The organism is Stenotrophomonas sp. CS3K5 (assembly GCF_059515225.1).
Genome location: NZ_JCAKRX010000008.1, coordinates 173815 through 189391 on the forward strand (window position 1 = coordinate 173815; position 15577 = coordinate 189391).

Genomic DNA, 15577 nt, shown 5'->3' on the forward strand with positions numbered 1-15577 from the left:
GTGGAGGTAATCCGGCCTCTTTTTGTTTCTGCATTTCTGCGACGCACTGCTCGATACCACGGCAGAACTGGTGCTATACCTGCCAACGCTCGCCGAGCCCGATGGACGAACGGCTTGAATCGCGGATCAAGGAGGTTGGCATGCGTGCGTTGCTGATTGCTCTTCTTGTGGTCGCCATTACGCTGCTGGCGGTACCAGCCCGGGCAGAGCCACCGCCCATGCGGGTGATCACAGGTCTGGGCTGCCCCGACTGGCTGATCCCGGGCGCCCCCACGCTCGACGCACAGATCACCGGCCATCCGGAGTGGACGTTCTCCTGGGCCCCCGCGTCCTATACCAATCGCAATCCCATCCGGATCTACATTCAGTCCTTCGACTGCGATTCTTCCGACGTTCCGGGCTATTACTTCCGGATCGCAACCATTGCCCACGAAGTAGGGCATGCGCTGTACTTCGAGGGTATCGTTCTGAGCACCCGAGGTGCGTTCATCCAGCACTTCTGCACCATGGAGGGGAAAGCCGTGCTCAACAACCTCACCGCGCGCAGTGAGCTTCTGGTGACCAGCCTGGGGTACTACGACATTGGCGTAGCGGCGTCCAACGGCCCCGGCCTCATCGCACAGGCCGAGGCCGGCGGTGAAGACATGGACCGGCAAGTGGGTAAGCTGTTCTGCGACAACAACGTAACTTCGACCACCGGCGAGAACTACAACGACTTCTACGGCAGGATCTACGATGAAGCGATCGCAGCCCGTCCCTGAACTTCTTCTGTTCCTGAGCCTGTTGGTTGCCGGTTCTGCAACAGCAGCCACGTCCGCTGCCACTGCGGAAGAGGCGGGGGCAACATGGCGGCTCGTGGAACGCTGGTCCTTGCAGCTGGCGCGCTCTGACCTTGTCGCGCAGCTGTCCCCGCTGGCTCCACCCGGCTCGCGTTCGGAAGCAAGAATGGGCCGGGGCGACAGCGCCACCATCGATCTGGCACCCTTCGTGATCGCCGGGCGGATCACTGGGGCCTCTGGCCAGATCCACACCGATGCGTCCGGGCGAATCATCAAGGGCGTCACGCTCTCGCTGAGCGGTGCCTGCATCTCGCGAAAACAGATGGGTCGTCGCTACCCCGGCTTCAATGTCCTTTCCGTTCCATCAGGGCATAGCCTCGACGAGTCCACGGTGTTCGGCACGGTGGTGAACGGTATCCAGATCGGGTTCTCGTTCTCCGAACATGACCGCGACTGCATGAACCAGCTCACGTTGAGCTGGCCAGGGGAGCGTTTCTGATTTTCCCCGACACATCATCATGACGAACGTGTTGCAGGACACGAATCAGTGCCCTGCACCGTTCGTTGGTTTTTCGTAAAGAAGGTTTCATGTTCCGTTCGCATAGTGGCCATGCACCGCGCACGCATGCCGGTGACCACCCCCAATGCAACGGACCACCATGCAGACCCGACACCTGACGATCGCCGTGGCGATCGCGCTCTCCGCCGCCGCCAGCGCACATGCCGCCACCGTGGCCGACACCGGCGCCAACGCCAGCACCGAAGCCGCGCTGAGCGCGCAGACGCTGGATACCGTCTCCGTGATCGGCCAGGGCGAGACCCGCCAGGTACAGCGCATCACCGCCGTCGACAAGCAGGTGCTGCCGCCGGGCACCAGTGGCCAGAAGATCCTCGACCGCCTGCCGGGCGTGTCGGTGCAGTCCAACGATGCCTTCGGCGCCAACGAAGAATCGCAGACCATCAGCCTGCGCGGTTTCGACAAGAGCCGCCTGGGTTACACGCTCGATGGCATTCCGCTGGGTGACAACAGCTACGGCAACTACAACGGCCTGAGCATCGCCCGCGCAATCATCGCCGAGAACCTGGCCGGCGCCGAACTGTCGCAGGGCATCGGCTCGCTGGGCGTGGCCTCGACCAGCAACCTGGGTGGCACCATCCAGTACTTCTCGATGGATCCGTCCACCGAGTTCGGTGGACGCGCCAGCGTCACCGTGGGCGACGACAGCCAGCGCCGTGGCTACCTGCGCGTGGATACCGGCGACATCAACGGTTTCTCGGCCTACGTGTCCGGCGTGCACCAGGACCAGGACATGTGGGCCGCGCCGTACCAGAACCAGACCACCCGCCAGTTCAACGCCAAGGCGGTGTGGAACGTGGGCGACCACCGCTTCGGTGCGTTCGTGGCCACCTCGCGCGCCAGCCAGGCCAACTACGCCTACCTGTCCAAGGACATGCTGGCTCGCGGCCTGGGTTATGACTGGAACATCTATGCGCCGGACTGGGACCGCGCCGTGGCGGCCGCGTACTGCGCGCCGGGCACCTACAACAAGGCGCGCTGTGCGTTCAGCGGTGGCGTCAACAGCATCGACGATGCCTACTACCAGAGCCGCGCGCTGCGCGACGACAATCTGTATTCGGTTGATGCAGACCTGCGTCTGGGCGACCAGGGCCGCCTGAAGCTGCTGGCCTATCACCATGACAACCGTGGCCAGGGCCACTGGTGGGCACCGGGCCAGCCGTCCTACCCGGGCACCGACAAGATGCTGCCAATCTCCATCCGCAGCACCAACTACACGATCAACCGTGATGGCCTGACCGCCGCGCTGTCGTGGACGGTGGGCATCCACGAACTGGAAGCCGGCCTCTGGTACGAGCAGAACGACCATAACGTGTCGCGCAACTTCTACTACATCAATGGCCCGTTCCTTGACGACCTGTACCTGAAGAACCCGGACCGCCTGCTGTTCAACCAGGACTTCGACATCCGCACGCGCCAGTTCTACGTGCAGGACCGCATGCGCTTCCTCGATCAGCGCCTGACCGTGGACCTGGGCATCAAGAGCCCGAACTCCCGCATGCGCGCCACCGCCAAGCCGGGCGTGGAAACCAGCATCGCCTCGGGAACGCTGAACGCCAAGGAATCGGTGCTGCCGCAGGTGGGCCTGGGCTTCAAGCTCAACGCCAACAACGAGCTGTTCGCCTCGTACGCCGAGAACATCGCCGCCTTCGTCGGTGGTGGCAGCGGTGGCCCGCTGCAGGTGTCGCCGGAATCGTTCGCGGCCAGCGCCGGCCTGGAGCCGGAGAAGTCGAAGAGCCTGGAAGCCGGCTTCCGTACCTTCGGTGAGAAGTACCAGGCCTCGATCGCCGCGTACAACGTCAAGTTCGACAACCGCCTGCTGTCGCTGAACCCGTGTTCGAGCATCGAAGTGGGCACGCGCCCGGAGTGCGTGACGCGCTTCATCAACGTCGGTTCGGTGAAGAGCCACGGCGCCGAGCTGACCTTCATCCTCAAGCCGATCGACGGCCTGCATTGGTACAACGCGCTGTCCTGGAACAAGACCACCTACGAGGATGACTACACCTCGGGCGGCGCGATCGTGCCGGTGGCCGGCAAGATCACCGTGGATACGCCGCAGCGCATGGCCTCCAGTGAGATCAGCTGGAACCGCGACGGTTTCTTCGCCAGCCTGCGTGCCAAGTACACCGGCAAGCGCTACTACACCTACACCAACGACCAGTCGGTGCCGGGCGTGACCACCTTCGACGCCGGTGCCGGCTACGACTTTGGCCCGGGCTTCGGCCTGCGCAATGTGCGGGTGTCGTTGAACGCGACCAACCTGACCAACAAGCGCTATGCCGGCCAGTTGAGCTCGTTCGCGCCGACCGATCCGAAGGGTACGCGCTATGCGATCCATGCAAGCGCACCGCGTCAGGTGTTCATGACGGTGGCGGCCGAGTTCTAAGTCAGAAGCGGGCGCTGCGGCGCATCGTACCGCAGCGGGGCGAGGTGGGACGGGCCGAGGCAGGACACGCCGCAAGTACGTCCCTGTAGGCTCGGTCGGCGCATCCATGCGCCTCACGGTCCTGCCTCGGCCCATCCCACCGCGCTCGACAATTTCCTGCCCCGGCGCGGGGGCAATGGAAAGCAAGAGTAAAAGCAAAGAGCCGGGCATTACCCGGCTCTTTGCTTCTTCAAGCGTAATCCCTCTGGTGGACCTGCTACCGCGCCCGCAGAAAACTGTCTGGAGGAGGCGGGGCACCCTGGCCAGGACACGCAAAAGCCCCTCCATGGTGCTCGATGGCGCCATCCATGGCGCCAACGGTCCTGGCCAGGGTGCCCCGCCTCCTCCCCTCCGATAGCAGGCAGGCGCTGGAGCGTCCGCCAACGCCTTTCATTCCGGCGCCAGCTGGTCCATCCGTATCCGGTTGGCAAACAGCGAGAACGCCAGCATGCCGGCCAGCCCGTTCGCCCGGCTCACCCAGTGCGGCAGCCAGCGCGGCGGCTTCAACACACCGGCCTCGAACAACGGCGCGAACGCAATCGCATCGGTCAGGCTCATCTTGCCGGCGAACAGCCAGCGGCAGACCTGGAGGCGGTCCTCGGCCAGCATATGGCGGAAGAAGGTATGCACAGAGACCAGGCCACGCAGGTACACCGTGTCCTTGGTGAAGGCCAGGCCGCCGCTCGGTGGCACGCCGCGGAACACGCGCTGCGCCGAAGCGAAGCTTTCTTCCACGTTCTGCCCGGCATCGCAGAAGTAGCGGAACACCTCGATGAAATCGGCGCCTTCGCGTGCCATCGCGATCGCCTCGGTGCGCAGGCTGATGCGTTTCAGGCGTTCGATGTCGATGCTGCCGGTGATCTGTTCGGCAAAAGTGGCCAGCCCTTCCTGGGTTGCGGTCACCCGTGGCGAAGACAACGCCAGGCTGGGCAGCACCGGCTGTTCGCGGCCGTTCAATGCGGTCAGCGAATGCACCAGCGCTTCGTGGTGGAACAGCTGCGCACGGTCGTAGGCGCTGAAACGCGCACTGGTGCGCAGGCGGATGCGGGTCGGGCCGGCGGCGGCCTTGGAGACCAGCTCCGGGTCGAGCTGCACCTGGATGATGCGTGATTCGAAGAAAGCGTCCAGATCGTTCTGCAGCTGCAGTTGCAGGGCGATGGCCGAGACCGGCACCTGCTCTTCCGGCGCCAGCAGTTCGTGGTCCAGTTCGGCGGCAATCTGGATGAAGTGCCGCGCCGCTTCACGCGTGCTCGGGCCATTGCCCGGCAGCGGCTGCTCGGGCGCGCCGAACAGCTGTACTGAACAGGTATCGACGGCGGCGGTGCCCAGCCCTTCCAGCAGCTGCGCGGCCAGGTCCCAGCTGTGCGCCGACTGCCGCACGTAGTGGCCCAGCGGATGAGTGTCATCGCACTCGGCAGAGATCGCCGCCAGTGCGCGGCGCTCTTCGCTGAAATCCAACCGCGGATAGTCGACCTTGGGCAGCACCGGTTGGCCGCGCGCCACGCTGTCCAGGAAGGGTGCCTGCAGCGTTGCCGGCCAGCTGGTCAGGCCCAGCAGGCGGATGCCTCCCACGGCCTCGACCAGGCGCGCATCGAGCGCTGCATGGTGGGCCACGTCACGGTCCAGCGTCGCGGTCGGTTCCATGGGCGGACTATAGCGCCCTGCCGTTTCCGGCGCAGAGCGCCGCCGCCCGAGCATCGGCTCGGGCGCTACAAGGTATCCCGGGATACAACCGTTGTAGAGCCGAGCCCACGCTCGGCTGCACTGTCAGCGCCGGCGCGGCTTGCCGGCCGGGCGGAACTGCTGGCCCTTGCCCTTCTTGCCACCGCGCTCCTGCGCAGTCTCGGCCTGGCGCACCGCCAGCTTGGCGGCGGCGGCAGCCACTTCTTCTTTCAGCTTGAAGTAGTTCAGCAGCCGGCTCTCTTCGATCTCGCCCGCCTCGATCGCCGCGCGCACCGCACAGCCCGGTTCCTGCTGGTGTTTGCAGTCGTTGAAGCGGCACTGTGCAGCCAACGCTTCGATATCGGCAAAGCCGCCTTCGGACAGCGTCTCTTCACCGGTCGGCTTCAGTTCGCGCATGCCAGGGGTGTCGATCAGGCACGCGCCCATCGGCAGCGGCATCAGTGCGCGATGGGTGGTGGTATGGCGGCCACGCGAGTCGTTGGCGCGTACCGCATTGGTCTTCATCCGCTGCTCGCCGAGCAGGGTATTGGTCAGTGTGGACTTGCCGGCACCGGAGGAACCGACCAGCACCACGGTGCGGCCCGGGCCCAGCCAAGGCTGCAGCACGGCCACGCTTTCCGCATCCAGGCCGTTGATCGCATGCAGCGCGATGCCCTGCATCTCCAGCTCTTCCAGCACCGCCAGCGCGTCTTCGCTGTACTCGGTCTGGTCGGCCTTGGTCAGCACCACCACCGGTTCGGCACCGCCGCCGCCCACCAGCAGCAGGTAGCGCTCGATGCGGCGCGGATTGAAGTCGGCATCCAGGCCGCAGACGATGAACACCGTATCGATGTTGGCCGCGATCACCTGCTGGTGGTAATGCTCGCCGGCGGCGCCACGCTTGATCGCGGTGCGGCGCGGCAGCAGGGCGACGATGCGGATGCCGTCCAGCAGCACCCAGTCGCCCACCGCCGGCCGTTCATGGCTGGGGAAGCGCGGGCGCTGCCATTCCGGCAGTGACTCGGCCTTGATCGCCGCGTCCGGGCCGTCGGCCACCACATAGTGGGTACGGTGCTGCTCGATCACCCGCGCCGGGCGGGCCTGCGGGTGCGCGGCCATCGCGGCCTGCCAGTCGGCCTGCTGCGGCGGGCCCGGCCAGGGCCAGCCGATGGTCTGCAGGGCGGTGAAATCGGGGGTCTGGGTCATCACCGCCATTCTACCCGTGCCGATGCCCTGCCAGCCCAACAACGGCAGGCCCTGGGGCCTTGCCATGCATTGCAGCAATTCCGGTAGGATGGAAACCCCATGCCTTTTGACGGCCCATACCCCATGTCCACCTCCTCGCCCAAGCCCCTGGCCATCCGCGAGCGCCTTTCCGAAGTGCGCTACGAAATCCGCGGAGAACTGGCGCGGCGAGCCCGGGAGCTGGAGGCGCAGGGCCGCAAGCTGATCAAGCTCAACATCGGCAACCCGGGCAACTTCGGTTTCCGCGCGCCCGAGCACCTGCAGCGCGCGATCGCCGACGACATGGGCCGCACCGACCCGTACACCCACCAGCAGGGCCTGCCAGTGGCGCGCGAAGCGATCGCGGCGTACTACGCCCGTCGCGGAGCACCCGATGCGCACCCGGACCGCATGTTCGTCGGCAACGGCGTCAGCGAACTGATCGACCTGTCGCTGCGCGCACTGCTCAACCCGGGCGATGAAGTGCTGGTGCCCTCGCCGGACTACCCGCTGTGGTCGGCCTCGACCATCCTCAACGATGGCCGCCCGGTGTACTACCGCTGCGCCGCCGAAAACGGCTTCCAGCCGGACCCGAGCGAGATCGAGACCCTGGTCTCTTCGCGCACGCGCGCCATCGTGCTGATCAACCCGAACAACCCCAGCGGCGCCAGCTACCCGCGTGAACTGCTGGAGCGCGTGGTGGAGATCGCGCGCCGCCGCAACCTGCTGTTGCTGGTCGATGAAATCTACGACCAGATCCTGTACGACGATGCGGTGTTCCAGCCGGTCGCGCCGCTGGCCGGCGACCACCCATGCCTGACCTTCAGCGGCCTGAGCAAGGTGCACCGCGCCTGCGGCTGGCGCGTGGGCTGGGCCCACCTCAGCGGTGACGATGCACGCCTGGGCGACTTCCGCGCCGCGCTGGACCTGCTCGGTGCGCTGCGCCTGTGCGCCAACGTGCCGGGGCAGTATGCGATCGAGGCTGCGGTGAACGGCCCGGACACCATTTCCGAGCTGTGCGCCCCCGGTGGCCGCCTGTATGAAACCCGCCGCGCGGTGATCGAAGCGTGCGACGCCAGCGAGCACCTGTCACTGGTCGCACCGGCGGGCGCGTTGTACGCGTTCCCGGCCGTGGTCGGCGCCGCCGCCAAGGGCTTCGACGACCACACCTTCGCGCTGGACCTGATGAACAATGAAGGCGTGCTGGTGGTACCGGGCTCCAGCTTCAACGTGCCCTACCGCCACCATTTCCGCGTGACCCTGCTGCCGGAAGCGGCGGTGATGCGCGATGTGTTCGCCCGCATCGACCGCGTGCTGGCGCGCCGTGCCGAGGACGCGACCAAGGTCGTGCCGATGAAGCCGCGCCGCTCGGTGGCCTGAGCCGTGGCGTTGTCCTACCTGGCACTGGGCGACTCGTACACCATTGGTGAAGCGGTTGCGGTTCAAGGCCGCTGGCCGCACCAGCTGGCCGCCGCGCTGCGTGCGCAGGGCGTGGACCTGGCCGACCCGCAGACGATTGCCACCACCGGCTGGACCACCGACGAACTCGATGCCGGCATCGATGCGGTGGCACCGCAGGGCCCCTTCGATTTCGTCAGCCTGTTGATCGGCGTCAACAACCAGTACCGTGGCCGCCCGCTGGACGAGTACCGCGAGCAGTTTGAAGCGCTGCTGCAGCGGGCAATCGGCTTCGCTGGTGGCGATGCAGGGCACGTGCTGGTGCTGTCCTTCCCCGATTGGGGTGCGACCCCGTTCGGCGCCGGCAGTGGCCGCGACCTGGCCGCGATCGAGATCGAAACCGACGAGTTCAATGCCGCCGCCGAAGTGATCAGCACCCGGCACGGCGTGGCCTTCGTCGACATCACCGACATCAGCCGCGCCCAGGGCGACGCGCCGACGATGATCGCCGAGGACGGCCTGCACCCCTCGGCGCGGATGTACGCGCTGTGGAGCGAACGCGCGCTGCCGATTGCCGCGCATCTGCTCGGCAGCACGGGCTGAGGCGATGGACGGCACGCCACGGAATGGCACGCCCCTGCCCTGCACGCCCCTGACGGCACTCCAGGCCCGTTCGATTGCCGAGGCTTTCCGGCCGGCACAGGCCTGGGGCAGCCGCCGCGACTACTACTACACCCGCGGCAAACTCGGCAGCGATCCGCTGTATGACGGCGTGCTGCAACATTTGCCGGACGACGGGCAGCCGGTATTGGACCTGGGTTGCGGGCTGGGCCTGTTCGCCCATGTGCTGCGCCAGCGTGGCGGTACCCAGCGCTACCTGGGCGTGGACCTGGATGCCGGCAAGATCGCCCGCGCCCAGCGCGCTGCTGCCGACCTGCCGGATGTGCGTTTCGACTGCCTGGATGTGCAGGCACCGCTGCCGGCCCATCGCGGGCACGTGCTGCTGCTGGACGTACTGCAGTACCTGGACGCAGGCCCGCAGCAGGTGCTGCTGCATGCCGCCAGCGAGCAGGTGGCACCCGGTGGCCGCCTGCTGCTGCGCACACCGCTGGCCACCGGCGATGGCCGAGACCGCACTACCCGGGTCGCGGACCGGCTGGCCTGGCTGGTCGGTTGGATGGGCACGCGGCCGCGTCACTACCCCGACCCGCAGGTCGTGCAGGCGACGCTGGCCGCAGCGGGATTGCAGGTCAGGGCCCCGCGCCCGCTGCATGGGCGAACCCCGTTCAACAGCTGGCTGCTGGTGGCCGAACGCCCTGCGTTGTAGAACCGGGCCCACGCTCGACTGCTCTCCGACGCTTTCCGGTGCTGCGCACCGCCGCCCGAGCATCGGCTCGGGCGCTACAGGATGATCGCCCGCCCCTTTAGCGCCGAGCCCACGCTCGGCTGCTACAGAACCGGCAGCTGCGCCTTCAGCCCGCGCTCGTCCAGCGCCTGCAGCACGCGCTCGATGATCACTTGGTTGTGCCCATGGGCGGCGCCTTCATGCAGCAGCACGATGGCCCCTGGGCGCAGGTCCGGCAGCAGCCGCGCCAGCACGCCGTCCGGGGTGCAGCCGACGCCGTCGTAGCCGCGGGCACTCCAGCCCACGCGCACCAGCCCCAGCGCCTTCAGCACCGGCGCCACGAACGGATTGGTCATGCCCACCACCGAACGGTACCAGCGCACCGGCTGCCCACCGACTGCCTGCAGCGCGTGCTGGCAGCCTTCGATCTCGGCGCGCATGGCAGACGGGCCCAGGCGCCAGAAACGGGCCTGCGGGTGGCTGAGGCTGTGATTGCCAAGATCGTGGCCGCGGCGCAGGATCTCGCGCACCAGCTCCGGCTGCGCCAGCGCACGCTCGCCCACCAGAAAGAAGGTGGCGCGGGCCTGGTGGCGGTCCAGCAGGTCGAGCACCGCGCGGGTTTCCGGGCCGGGGCCATCATCGATGGTCAGCCAGACACTCCCGACGGCCTCGGGGAGGCGGCTCAGCACCGGCGCGTAGAAGCGGCTGTTGGGCAGGAACACCGGCACCATGAACAGCGCGTGGCTGGCCACCATCACGGGCAGGCCCCACTGCCACCCGGCGAGCGCCCAGATCAGGATCACGGCCAGTTGCGACAGCAACAGCCAGGGCAGCCAGCGCCAGGGGCGGGCCGGGATGCGATGCAATGTTCCTGCGTTGCTCATCCCCCATGATGCCATGGGGGGTAGAATTGCTGATTCGAATTCCCGGAACCCCGACGTCCATGTCCCTCGATCCCGCCCTGCGTTCGCGCATCGAATCCATCCTCAACGCCAACCGCGTCGTGCTGTTCATGAAGGGCCAGCCGTCGATGCCGCAGTGTGGTTTCTCGGCCAAGGCCGTGGGTGCCCTGCAGGATCTGGGCGTCGAGTTCGCCCACGTCAACGTGCTGGCCGACCAGGAAATCCGCGAAGGCATCAAGGCCTACGGCGATTGGCCGACCATCCCGCAGCTGTACATCGACGGCGAACTGGTCGGCGGCAGCGACATCGTGCTGCAGATGGCTGCCAGCGGCGAGCTGAGCAGCGTGCTGGGCCTGGCCGCGCCGGACCGCACCCCGCCGAGCATCACTGTCACCCCGGCCGCGGTGGAAATGCTCAAGGGCGCACTGGCCGACGCCCCGGGCGCTGCCCTGCAGCTGACCATCGACGCGCGCTTCCAGCCGAACTTCCAGCTGGCCCCGCGCGATGAAGGCGCGATCGCGGCCGAGTCCAATGGCCTGCGCGTGCAGTTCGACCTGGCCAGCGCGCGCCGCGCCAACGGCATCACCATCGACTGGGTGGACGACATCCGCGGCAAGGGCCTGGCCATCGACAACCCGAACGCGCCCAAGCCGGTGCAGGAAATCAGCGTGCGCGATGCCGACGATCTGGTGCGCGCCGGCAACGTGACCCTGGTCGACGTGCGCCCGGCCGACGAACGCGCCATCGCCGCCGTCGGCGTGCCGTTCAAGAGCTTCGACGGCAACGGCCGTGCCGAGCTGGAAGCCCTGCCCAAGGACACCGCGCTGGCCTTCCTGTGCCACCACGGTGGCCGCAGCGCGCAGGCCGCCGAGCAGTTCCGCGCCCTGGGCTTCAGCAAGGTGTTCAACGTCACCGGCGGCATCAACGCCTGGTCCGAAGAGGTCGACAACGGCGTGCCGAAGTACTGATCGGTTCCGGCATGGGGTCAGAGCCCTCTCCTGCGGAAAGGGATCTGACCCCAGCACAGAAAACGCCGGCATTCGCCGGCGTTTTCTGCATCCACGCATGGCGTGGATCTACCCGGCGAAGCCACCTTCGGCCAGGTAATCCAGCTCTTCGGCCGTGGGAAAACGGCCGAGCACTGCGTTGCGGTGCGGGAAACGGCCGAAGCGGCGGATGATGTCGCGATGCAGTTCGGCGTACTGCAGGTATTCCTTGTCACCGAGCACGTCGAACATCGCCACCGAACGGTCCTGGTCCAGCGGATCTTCAGAGTGCTCGAACGGCAGATAGATGAAGGCGCGCAGCTTCGGCACCAGCTGCAGGTCCAGCCCTTCCTCGATCGCACGCATGGCGTAGTGCCGCGCCAGGCCGTCGGTAGCGTAGGAATGGGCGGTCCCGCGGAAGCAGTTGCGCGGGAACTGGTCCAGCAGCAGCATCAATGCCAGCGCGCCCTCGGCACTGCCCAGCCAGTGTTCGCGCGCGCGCGAGGCCGCAGCGAAATGCTCATCCAGAAACAACTGGCGGAACTGCGCGTCGAACGCGTCGTCGCGGGCGAACCACTTTGCAGGGCCCGCCTCCTTCCAGAATTCCACCACTTGCGCGGCAACGTCCATCACCTACTCCCCAGGGCCGGCGCGCCGCGCCAGGCCGTCATCATCATTCGTCGAAGCGCAGGTGGCGGACCGACTTGCCGTTGCGCCGGATAAGCTTAAGCGCCTCGATGCCGATCTGGATATGGTTTTGCACGAACTGGGAGCTGACCTTGGCATCGGAGGCCTCGGTCTTGACCCCGTCCGGGATCATCGGCTGGTCCGAAACCAGCAGCAGCGCGCCGCTGGGGATGTGGTTGGCGAAGCCGGCGGCGAACACCGTGGCCGTCTCCATGTCGATGGCCATGCAGCGCATCGCCCGCAGCCGCTCCTTGAACGCCTCGTCGTGCTCCCAGACCCGGCGGTTGGTGGTGTAGACGGTGCCGGTCCAGTAGTCGTGACCGAGGTCGCGGATCATGGTCGACACCGCACGCTGCAGCGCGAAGGCCGGCAAGGCCGGAACTTCCGGCGGCAGGTAGTCGCCCGAGGTGCCCTCGCCCCGGATCGCAGCGATCGGCAGCACCAGGTCGCCCAGCTGGTTCTTGCGCTTCAGTCCACCGCACTTGCCCAGGAACAGCACCGCCTTGGGCATCACCGCCGACAGCAGATCCATGATGATCGCGGCGTTGGGGCTGCCCATGCCGAAGTTGATCATGGTGATGCCGTCGATGGTCGCACTGGCCATGGGCCGGTCCAGGCCGATGACGGGTGCGCCGGTCAGCTCGGAAAAGGTATGCAGGTAGCCGCCGAAGTTGGTCAGCAGGATGTGCTGGCCGAACTGGTCCAGCGGCACGCCGGTATAGCGTGGCAACCAGTTGTCGACGATTTCCTGCTTGCTCTTCATGGTCGGTCCGGTACGGCGTGGGACCGGCTATTTTCAGCCAGCCGGGCGATGCCGTCGAGCCGCCCGCCACTGCCCTGTGAAGAAGGTCACTTGGCAAGCCCACCACCGCCCGGCTAGCGTCGGCGGCTGGACTATGCCTGGAGGGGAGCTGGATGACATCAACGATGCTGCGCGCTGGGGTGGGGCTGGCACTGTTGGCCATGGCCACCGCACCCGCCGTGGGCGCCTCGCGCTTCGTGGCAGACCCCTATCCCAGCACCTACCAGGCCCATCCCGATGCGCCGGTGCTGATCCACAACGCCACCGTGCTGACCGGTACCGGCCAACGCCTGGACAACGCCGACGTGCTGCTGCGCGACGGCCGTATCGCCGCCGTTGGCCGCCAACTGCAGGCCGACGCCGGAGTCACCCGCATCGATGCGCAGGGCAAGTGGGTGACGCCGGGGCTGATCGACGTGCACTCACACTTGGGCGTCTACCCCAGCCCCGGCGTCGGCGCGCACAGCGACGGCAACGAAGTCACCGCGCCGGTCACCGCCAACGTCTGGGCCGAGCACTCGGTGTGGCCGCAGGATCCCGGCTTTGCCACCGCGCTGGCCGGCGGCGTGACCAGCATGCAGGTGCTGCCCGGCTCGGCCAACCTGGTGGGCGGCCGTGGCGTCACCCTGAAGAACGTACCGGCCATCACCTACCAGGCGATGAAGTTCCCCGGCGCGCCATGGGGCCTGAAGATGGCCTGCGGCGAAAACCCCAAGCGGGTCTACGGCGAAGGCAAGGGCGTAGCCCCGGCCACGCGCATGGGCAACGTGGCCGGCTACCGTGCCGCCTTCATCGACGCCGCCGACTACATCGCCAAGAACACGCCCAAGGCGGCCAAGCGCAAGCGCTGGTTCGGCAGCGACAAGGGCGACAGCGCCGGCGATGCCGGTGGCAAGCGCGACCTCAAGCTGGACACGCTGGCGGGCGCGATCCAGGGCGACATCCGCGTGCACATCCACTGCTACCGCGCCGACGAAATGGCCACCATGCTCGACCTGGCCAAGGAATTCGGCTTCAAGGTGGCCGCCTTCCACCATGGCGTGGAGGCCTACAAGCTGGCCGACCGCTTGGCCGCCGACGGCGTCTGCGGTGCGCTATGGGCCGACTGGTGGGGCTTCAAGATGGAAGCCTTCGACGGCATCCAGGAGAACATCGCGCTGGTTGACCGGCCGAAGAACAGCTGTGCCATCGTCCATTCCGATTCGCCCGAAGGCATCCAGCGCCTGAACCAGGAAGCGGCCAAGGTGATGGCCTCGGCAAGACGCGCGCGCATGCCGGAGATCACCCCCGAACATGCCATCACCTGGATGACCGCCAACGCCGCCAAGGCGCTGGGCATCGAGGGCCAGACCGGCACCCTGGAGGCCGGCAAGATGGCCGACGTGGTGGTGTGGAACGGCAACCCCTTCAGTTCCTATGCGCTGGCCGAACAGGTCTTCATTGATGGCCGGCGCTTGTATGACCGCAGCGTGCCCGAGGCCACGCCGCGCTCAGATTTCCAGCTTGGCCAGGAGGTGCGCTGATGGGCGCGTTGAACAAGCGTCGCCGGGCATGGCCCGGCGCTACCGCGGTGGCATTGCTGTTGCTGGCAACCACGGCATCGGCGCAGGACCTGCTGGTGCGCAACGCCACGGTGCACACCGCCAGCGCGCGCGGCAGCCTGCACAACGCCGACGTACTGGTGCAGGGCGGCATCATCCGCGCGGTGGGTGCCGGCCTGTCGGCACCGGCCGGGGTGACCGCGGTCGAGGCCAATGGTCGGCCGCTGACCCCGGCACTGTTCGGTGGCATCACCGAGATCGGCATTGAAGAAGTCTCCGGTGAATCGAGCACGGTCGACAGCACGCTGAAGATCGGCGAGCAACCGCTGCGACCCGAGTTCGACGTCACCCTGGCCTACAACCCGGCCTCGGTGCTGATCCCGGTGGCGCGGCTGGAGGGCATCGGCTTCACCGCGCTGGGTGCGGCCACCGGAGGCGGCTTCGTGGCCGGCCAGGGCGGCGTGGTCCGGCTGGACGGCAGCGCCGATCCCCTCGGGCCGCACGCCCTGTTCCTGCGCCTGGGCTCGGCAGCATCGGAGCTGACCGGCCACTCGCGCGCGGCGCAATGGATGCTGCTGCAGCAGATGGTGGATGAGGCCCGCGGCCAGGTGCCCGCCGATTCGCCGCATGCCCTGCTGACCCCGGCCGGGCGGCGCACGCTGGGCCGCTACCTGGCCGGCCAGGGCCGTATCGTGGTGGAGGTGGACCGCGCGGCGGACATCCGCCAGCTGCTGCGCTGGGCCGCGCGCGAGAAAGTGAAGATCGCCCTGGCCGGCGGCAGCGAAGCCTGGCAGCTGGCGCCGGAACTGGCAGCGGCGCATGTGCCGGTGTTCGTCGACGTGCTGGCCAATCTGCCGGCCAGCTTCGACCAGATCGGTGCCACCCTGGGAAACGCCGCGCGCCTGCATCGGGCCGGCGTGGCGGTGTCGTTCGTGCAGCGCGGCGATGCCTCGCACAACGCGCGCAAGATGCGCCAGCTGGCCGGCAACGCGGTCGCCAACGGCCTGCCCTGGGCCGACGGCCTGGCCGGCCTGACCCGGGTTCCGGCACAGGCCTTCGGCGTGGCCGACCAGATCGGCAGCATCGAGCCGGGCAAGCGCGCCGACCTGGTGCTTTGGGAAGGCGACCCGCTGGATGTGGCGCACTATGCCGAACAGGTCTGGCTGGGCGGCCGTGCGATGCCGATGCGCTCGCGCCAGACCGAACTGCGCGACCGCTACCTTCAGCGCAACGCGCAGCCCTGACCGCC

At 67.5% G+C, this 15577-nt stretch carries 14 protein-coding genes; 9 read left to right on the plus strand and 5 right to left on the minus strand.

The features are described 5' to 3' along the window. Positions 1-140: 140 nt before the first annotated feature. From AC5YGJ_RS13590 to AC5YGJ_RS13600, 3 genes are all read left to right on the plus strand, one after another. On the plus strand, positions 141-761 hold the full coding sequence (locus tag AC5YGJ_RS13590; RefSeq protein WP_496186823.1) for a hypothetical protein: 621 nt from the start codon (positions 141-143) through the stop codon (positions 759-761). Continuing rightward, positions 736-1278 carry a hypothetical protein gene (locus AC5YGJ_RS13595; RefSeq protein ID WP_496186824.1) on the plus strand — a complete coding sequence of 181 codons (543 nt, stop codon included), beginning with the start codon at positions 736-738 and terminating at the stop codon, positions 1276-1278. Before AC5YGJ_RS13590 ends, AC5YGJ_RS13595 begins: the two co-directional genes overlap by 26 nt. A 160-nt stretch (positions 1279-1438) precedes the next feature. Continuing rightward, positions 1439-3742 (plus strand): TonB-dependent receptor, encoded by a 2304-nt coding sequence (locus tag AC5YGJ_RS13600; protein ID WP_496186825.1) that lies wholly within the window; start codon positions 1439-1441, stop codon positions 3740-3742. Positions 3743-4171: 429 nt separating this feature from the next. On the opposite strand, the gene AC5YGJ_RS13605 is transcribed toward AC5YGJ_RS13600, so the two are convergent. Then, on the minus strand, positions 4172-5425 hold the full coding sequence (locus AC5YGJ_RS13605; protein ID WP_249842893.1) for a flavohemoglobin expression-modulating QEGLA motif protein: 1254 nt from the start codon (positions 5423-5425) through the stop codon (positions 4172-4174). Between the two features lie 123 nt (positions 5426-5548). Beyond that, positions 5549-6658 carry a ribosome small subunit-dependent GTPase A gene (rsgA, locus tag AC5YGJ_RS13610; protein ID WP_496186848.1) on the minus strand — a complete coding sequence of 370 codons (1110 nt, stop codon included), beginning with the start codon at positions 6656-6658 and terminating at the stop codon, positions 5549-5551. 114 nt (positions 6659-6772) lie between these two features. Between rsgA and AC5YGJ_RS13615 the strand changes: the two genes are divergently transcribed. The 3 genes from AC5YGJ_RS13615 to AC5YGJ_RS13625 are packed head-to-tail and all read left to right on the plus strand — an operon-like array spanning position 6773 to position 9392. Then, positions 6773-8047: a pyridoxal phosphate-dependent aminotransferase gene (locus AC5YGJ_RS13615; protein ID WP_496186826.1), complete on the plus strand. Its 1275-nt coding sequence runs from the start codon at positions 6773-6775 to the stop codon at positions 8045-8047. 3 nt (positions 8048-8050) lie between these two features. After that, the gene (locus tag AC5YGJ_RS13620; RefSeq protein ID WP_496186827.1) at positions 8051-8668 is read left to right on the plus strand and encodes an SGNH/GDSL hydrolase family protein; all 618 of its coding nucleotides are present in this window, start codon (positions 8051-8053) and stop codon (positions 8666-8668) included. Between the two features lie 4 nt (positions 8669-8672). Then, the gene (locus tag AC5YGJ_RS13625; protein WP_309333606.1) at positions 8673-9392 is read left to right on the plus strand and encodes a class I SAM-dependent methyltransferase; all 720 of its coding nucleotides are present in this window, start codon (positions 8673-8675) and stop codon (positions 9390-9392) included. Positions 9393-9514: 122 nt separating this feature from the next. Here AC5YGJ_RS13625 and AC5YGJ_RS13630 read toward each other — a convergent pair whose 3' ends face one another. Beyond that, entirely contained in the window at positions 9515-10294 is a 780-nt protein-coding gene (locus tag AC5YGJ_RS13630; protein ID WP_496186828.1) for a polysaccharide deacetylase family protein, read from the minus strand. Positions 10295-10353: 59 nt separating this feature from the next. Between AC5YGJ_RS13630 and grxD the strand changes: the two genes are divergently transcribed. Then, the gene (grxD, locus tag AC5YGJ_RS13635; protein WP_496186829.1) at positions 10354-11280 is read left to right on the plus strand and encodes a Grx4 family monothiol glutaredoxin; all 927 of its coding nucleotides are present in this window, start codon (positions 10354-10356) and stop codon (positions 11278-11280) included. Between the two features lie 108 nt (positions 11281-11388). Here grxD and AC5YGJ_RS13640 read toward each other — a convergent pair whose 3' ends face one another. Then, a complete protein-coding gene (locus AC5YGJ_RS13640; RefSeq protein ID WP_005410992.1) occupies positions 11389-11928 on the minus strand; it encodes a DUF924 family protein in 540 nt (179 codons plus the stop codon). A gap of 43 nt (positions 11929-11971) precedes the next feature. After that, on the minus strand, positions 11972-12748 hold the full coding sequence (locus AC5YGJ_RS13645; RefSeq protein WP_057497361.1) for an AMP nucleosidase: 777 nt from the start codon (positions 12746-12748) through the stop codon (positions 11972-11974). Between the two features lie 152 nt (positions 12749-12900). On the opposite strand from AC5YGJ_RS13645, the gene AC5YGJ_RS13650 reads away from it, so the two are divergent. Both AC5YGJ_RS13650 and AC5YGJ_RS13655 read left to right on the plus strand, forming a co-directional pair. Next, positions 12901-14310: an amidohydrolase gene (locus tag AC5YGJ_RS13650; RefSeq protein ID WP_249842887.1), complete on the plus strand. Its 1410-nt coding sequence runs from the start codon at positions 12901-12903 to the stop codon at positions 14308-14310. After that, complete coding sequence (locus AC5YGJ_RS13655; RefSeq protein ID WP_496186830.1) at positions 14310-15572, plus strand: amidohydrolase family protein; 1263 nt, start codon at positions 14310-14312, stop codon at positions 15570-15572. Before AC5YGJ_RS13650 ends, AC5YGJ_RS13655 begins: the two co-directional genes overlap by 1 nt. Positions 15573-15577: the final 5 nt, after the last annotated feature.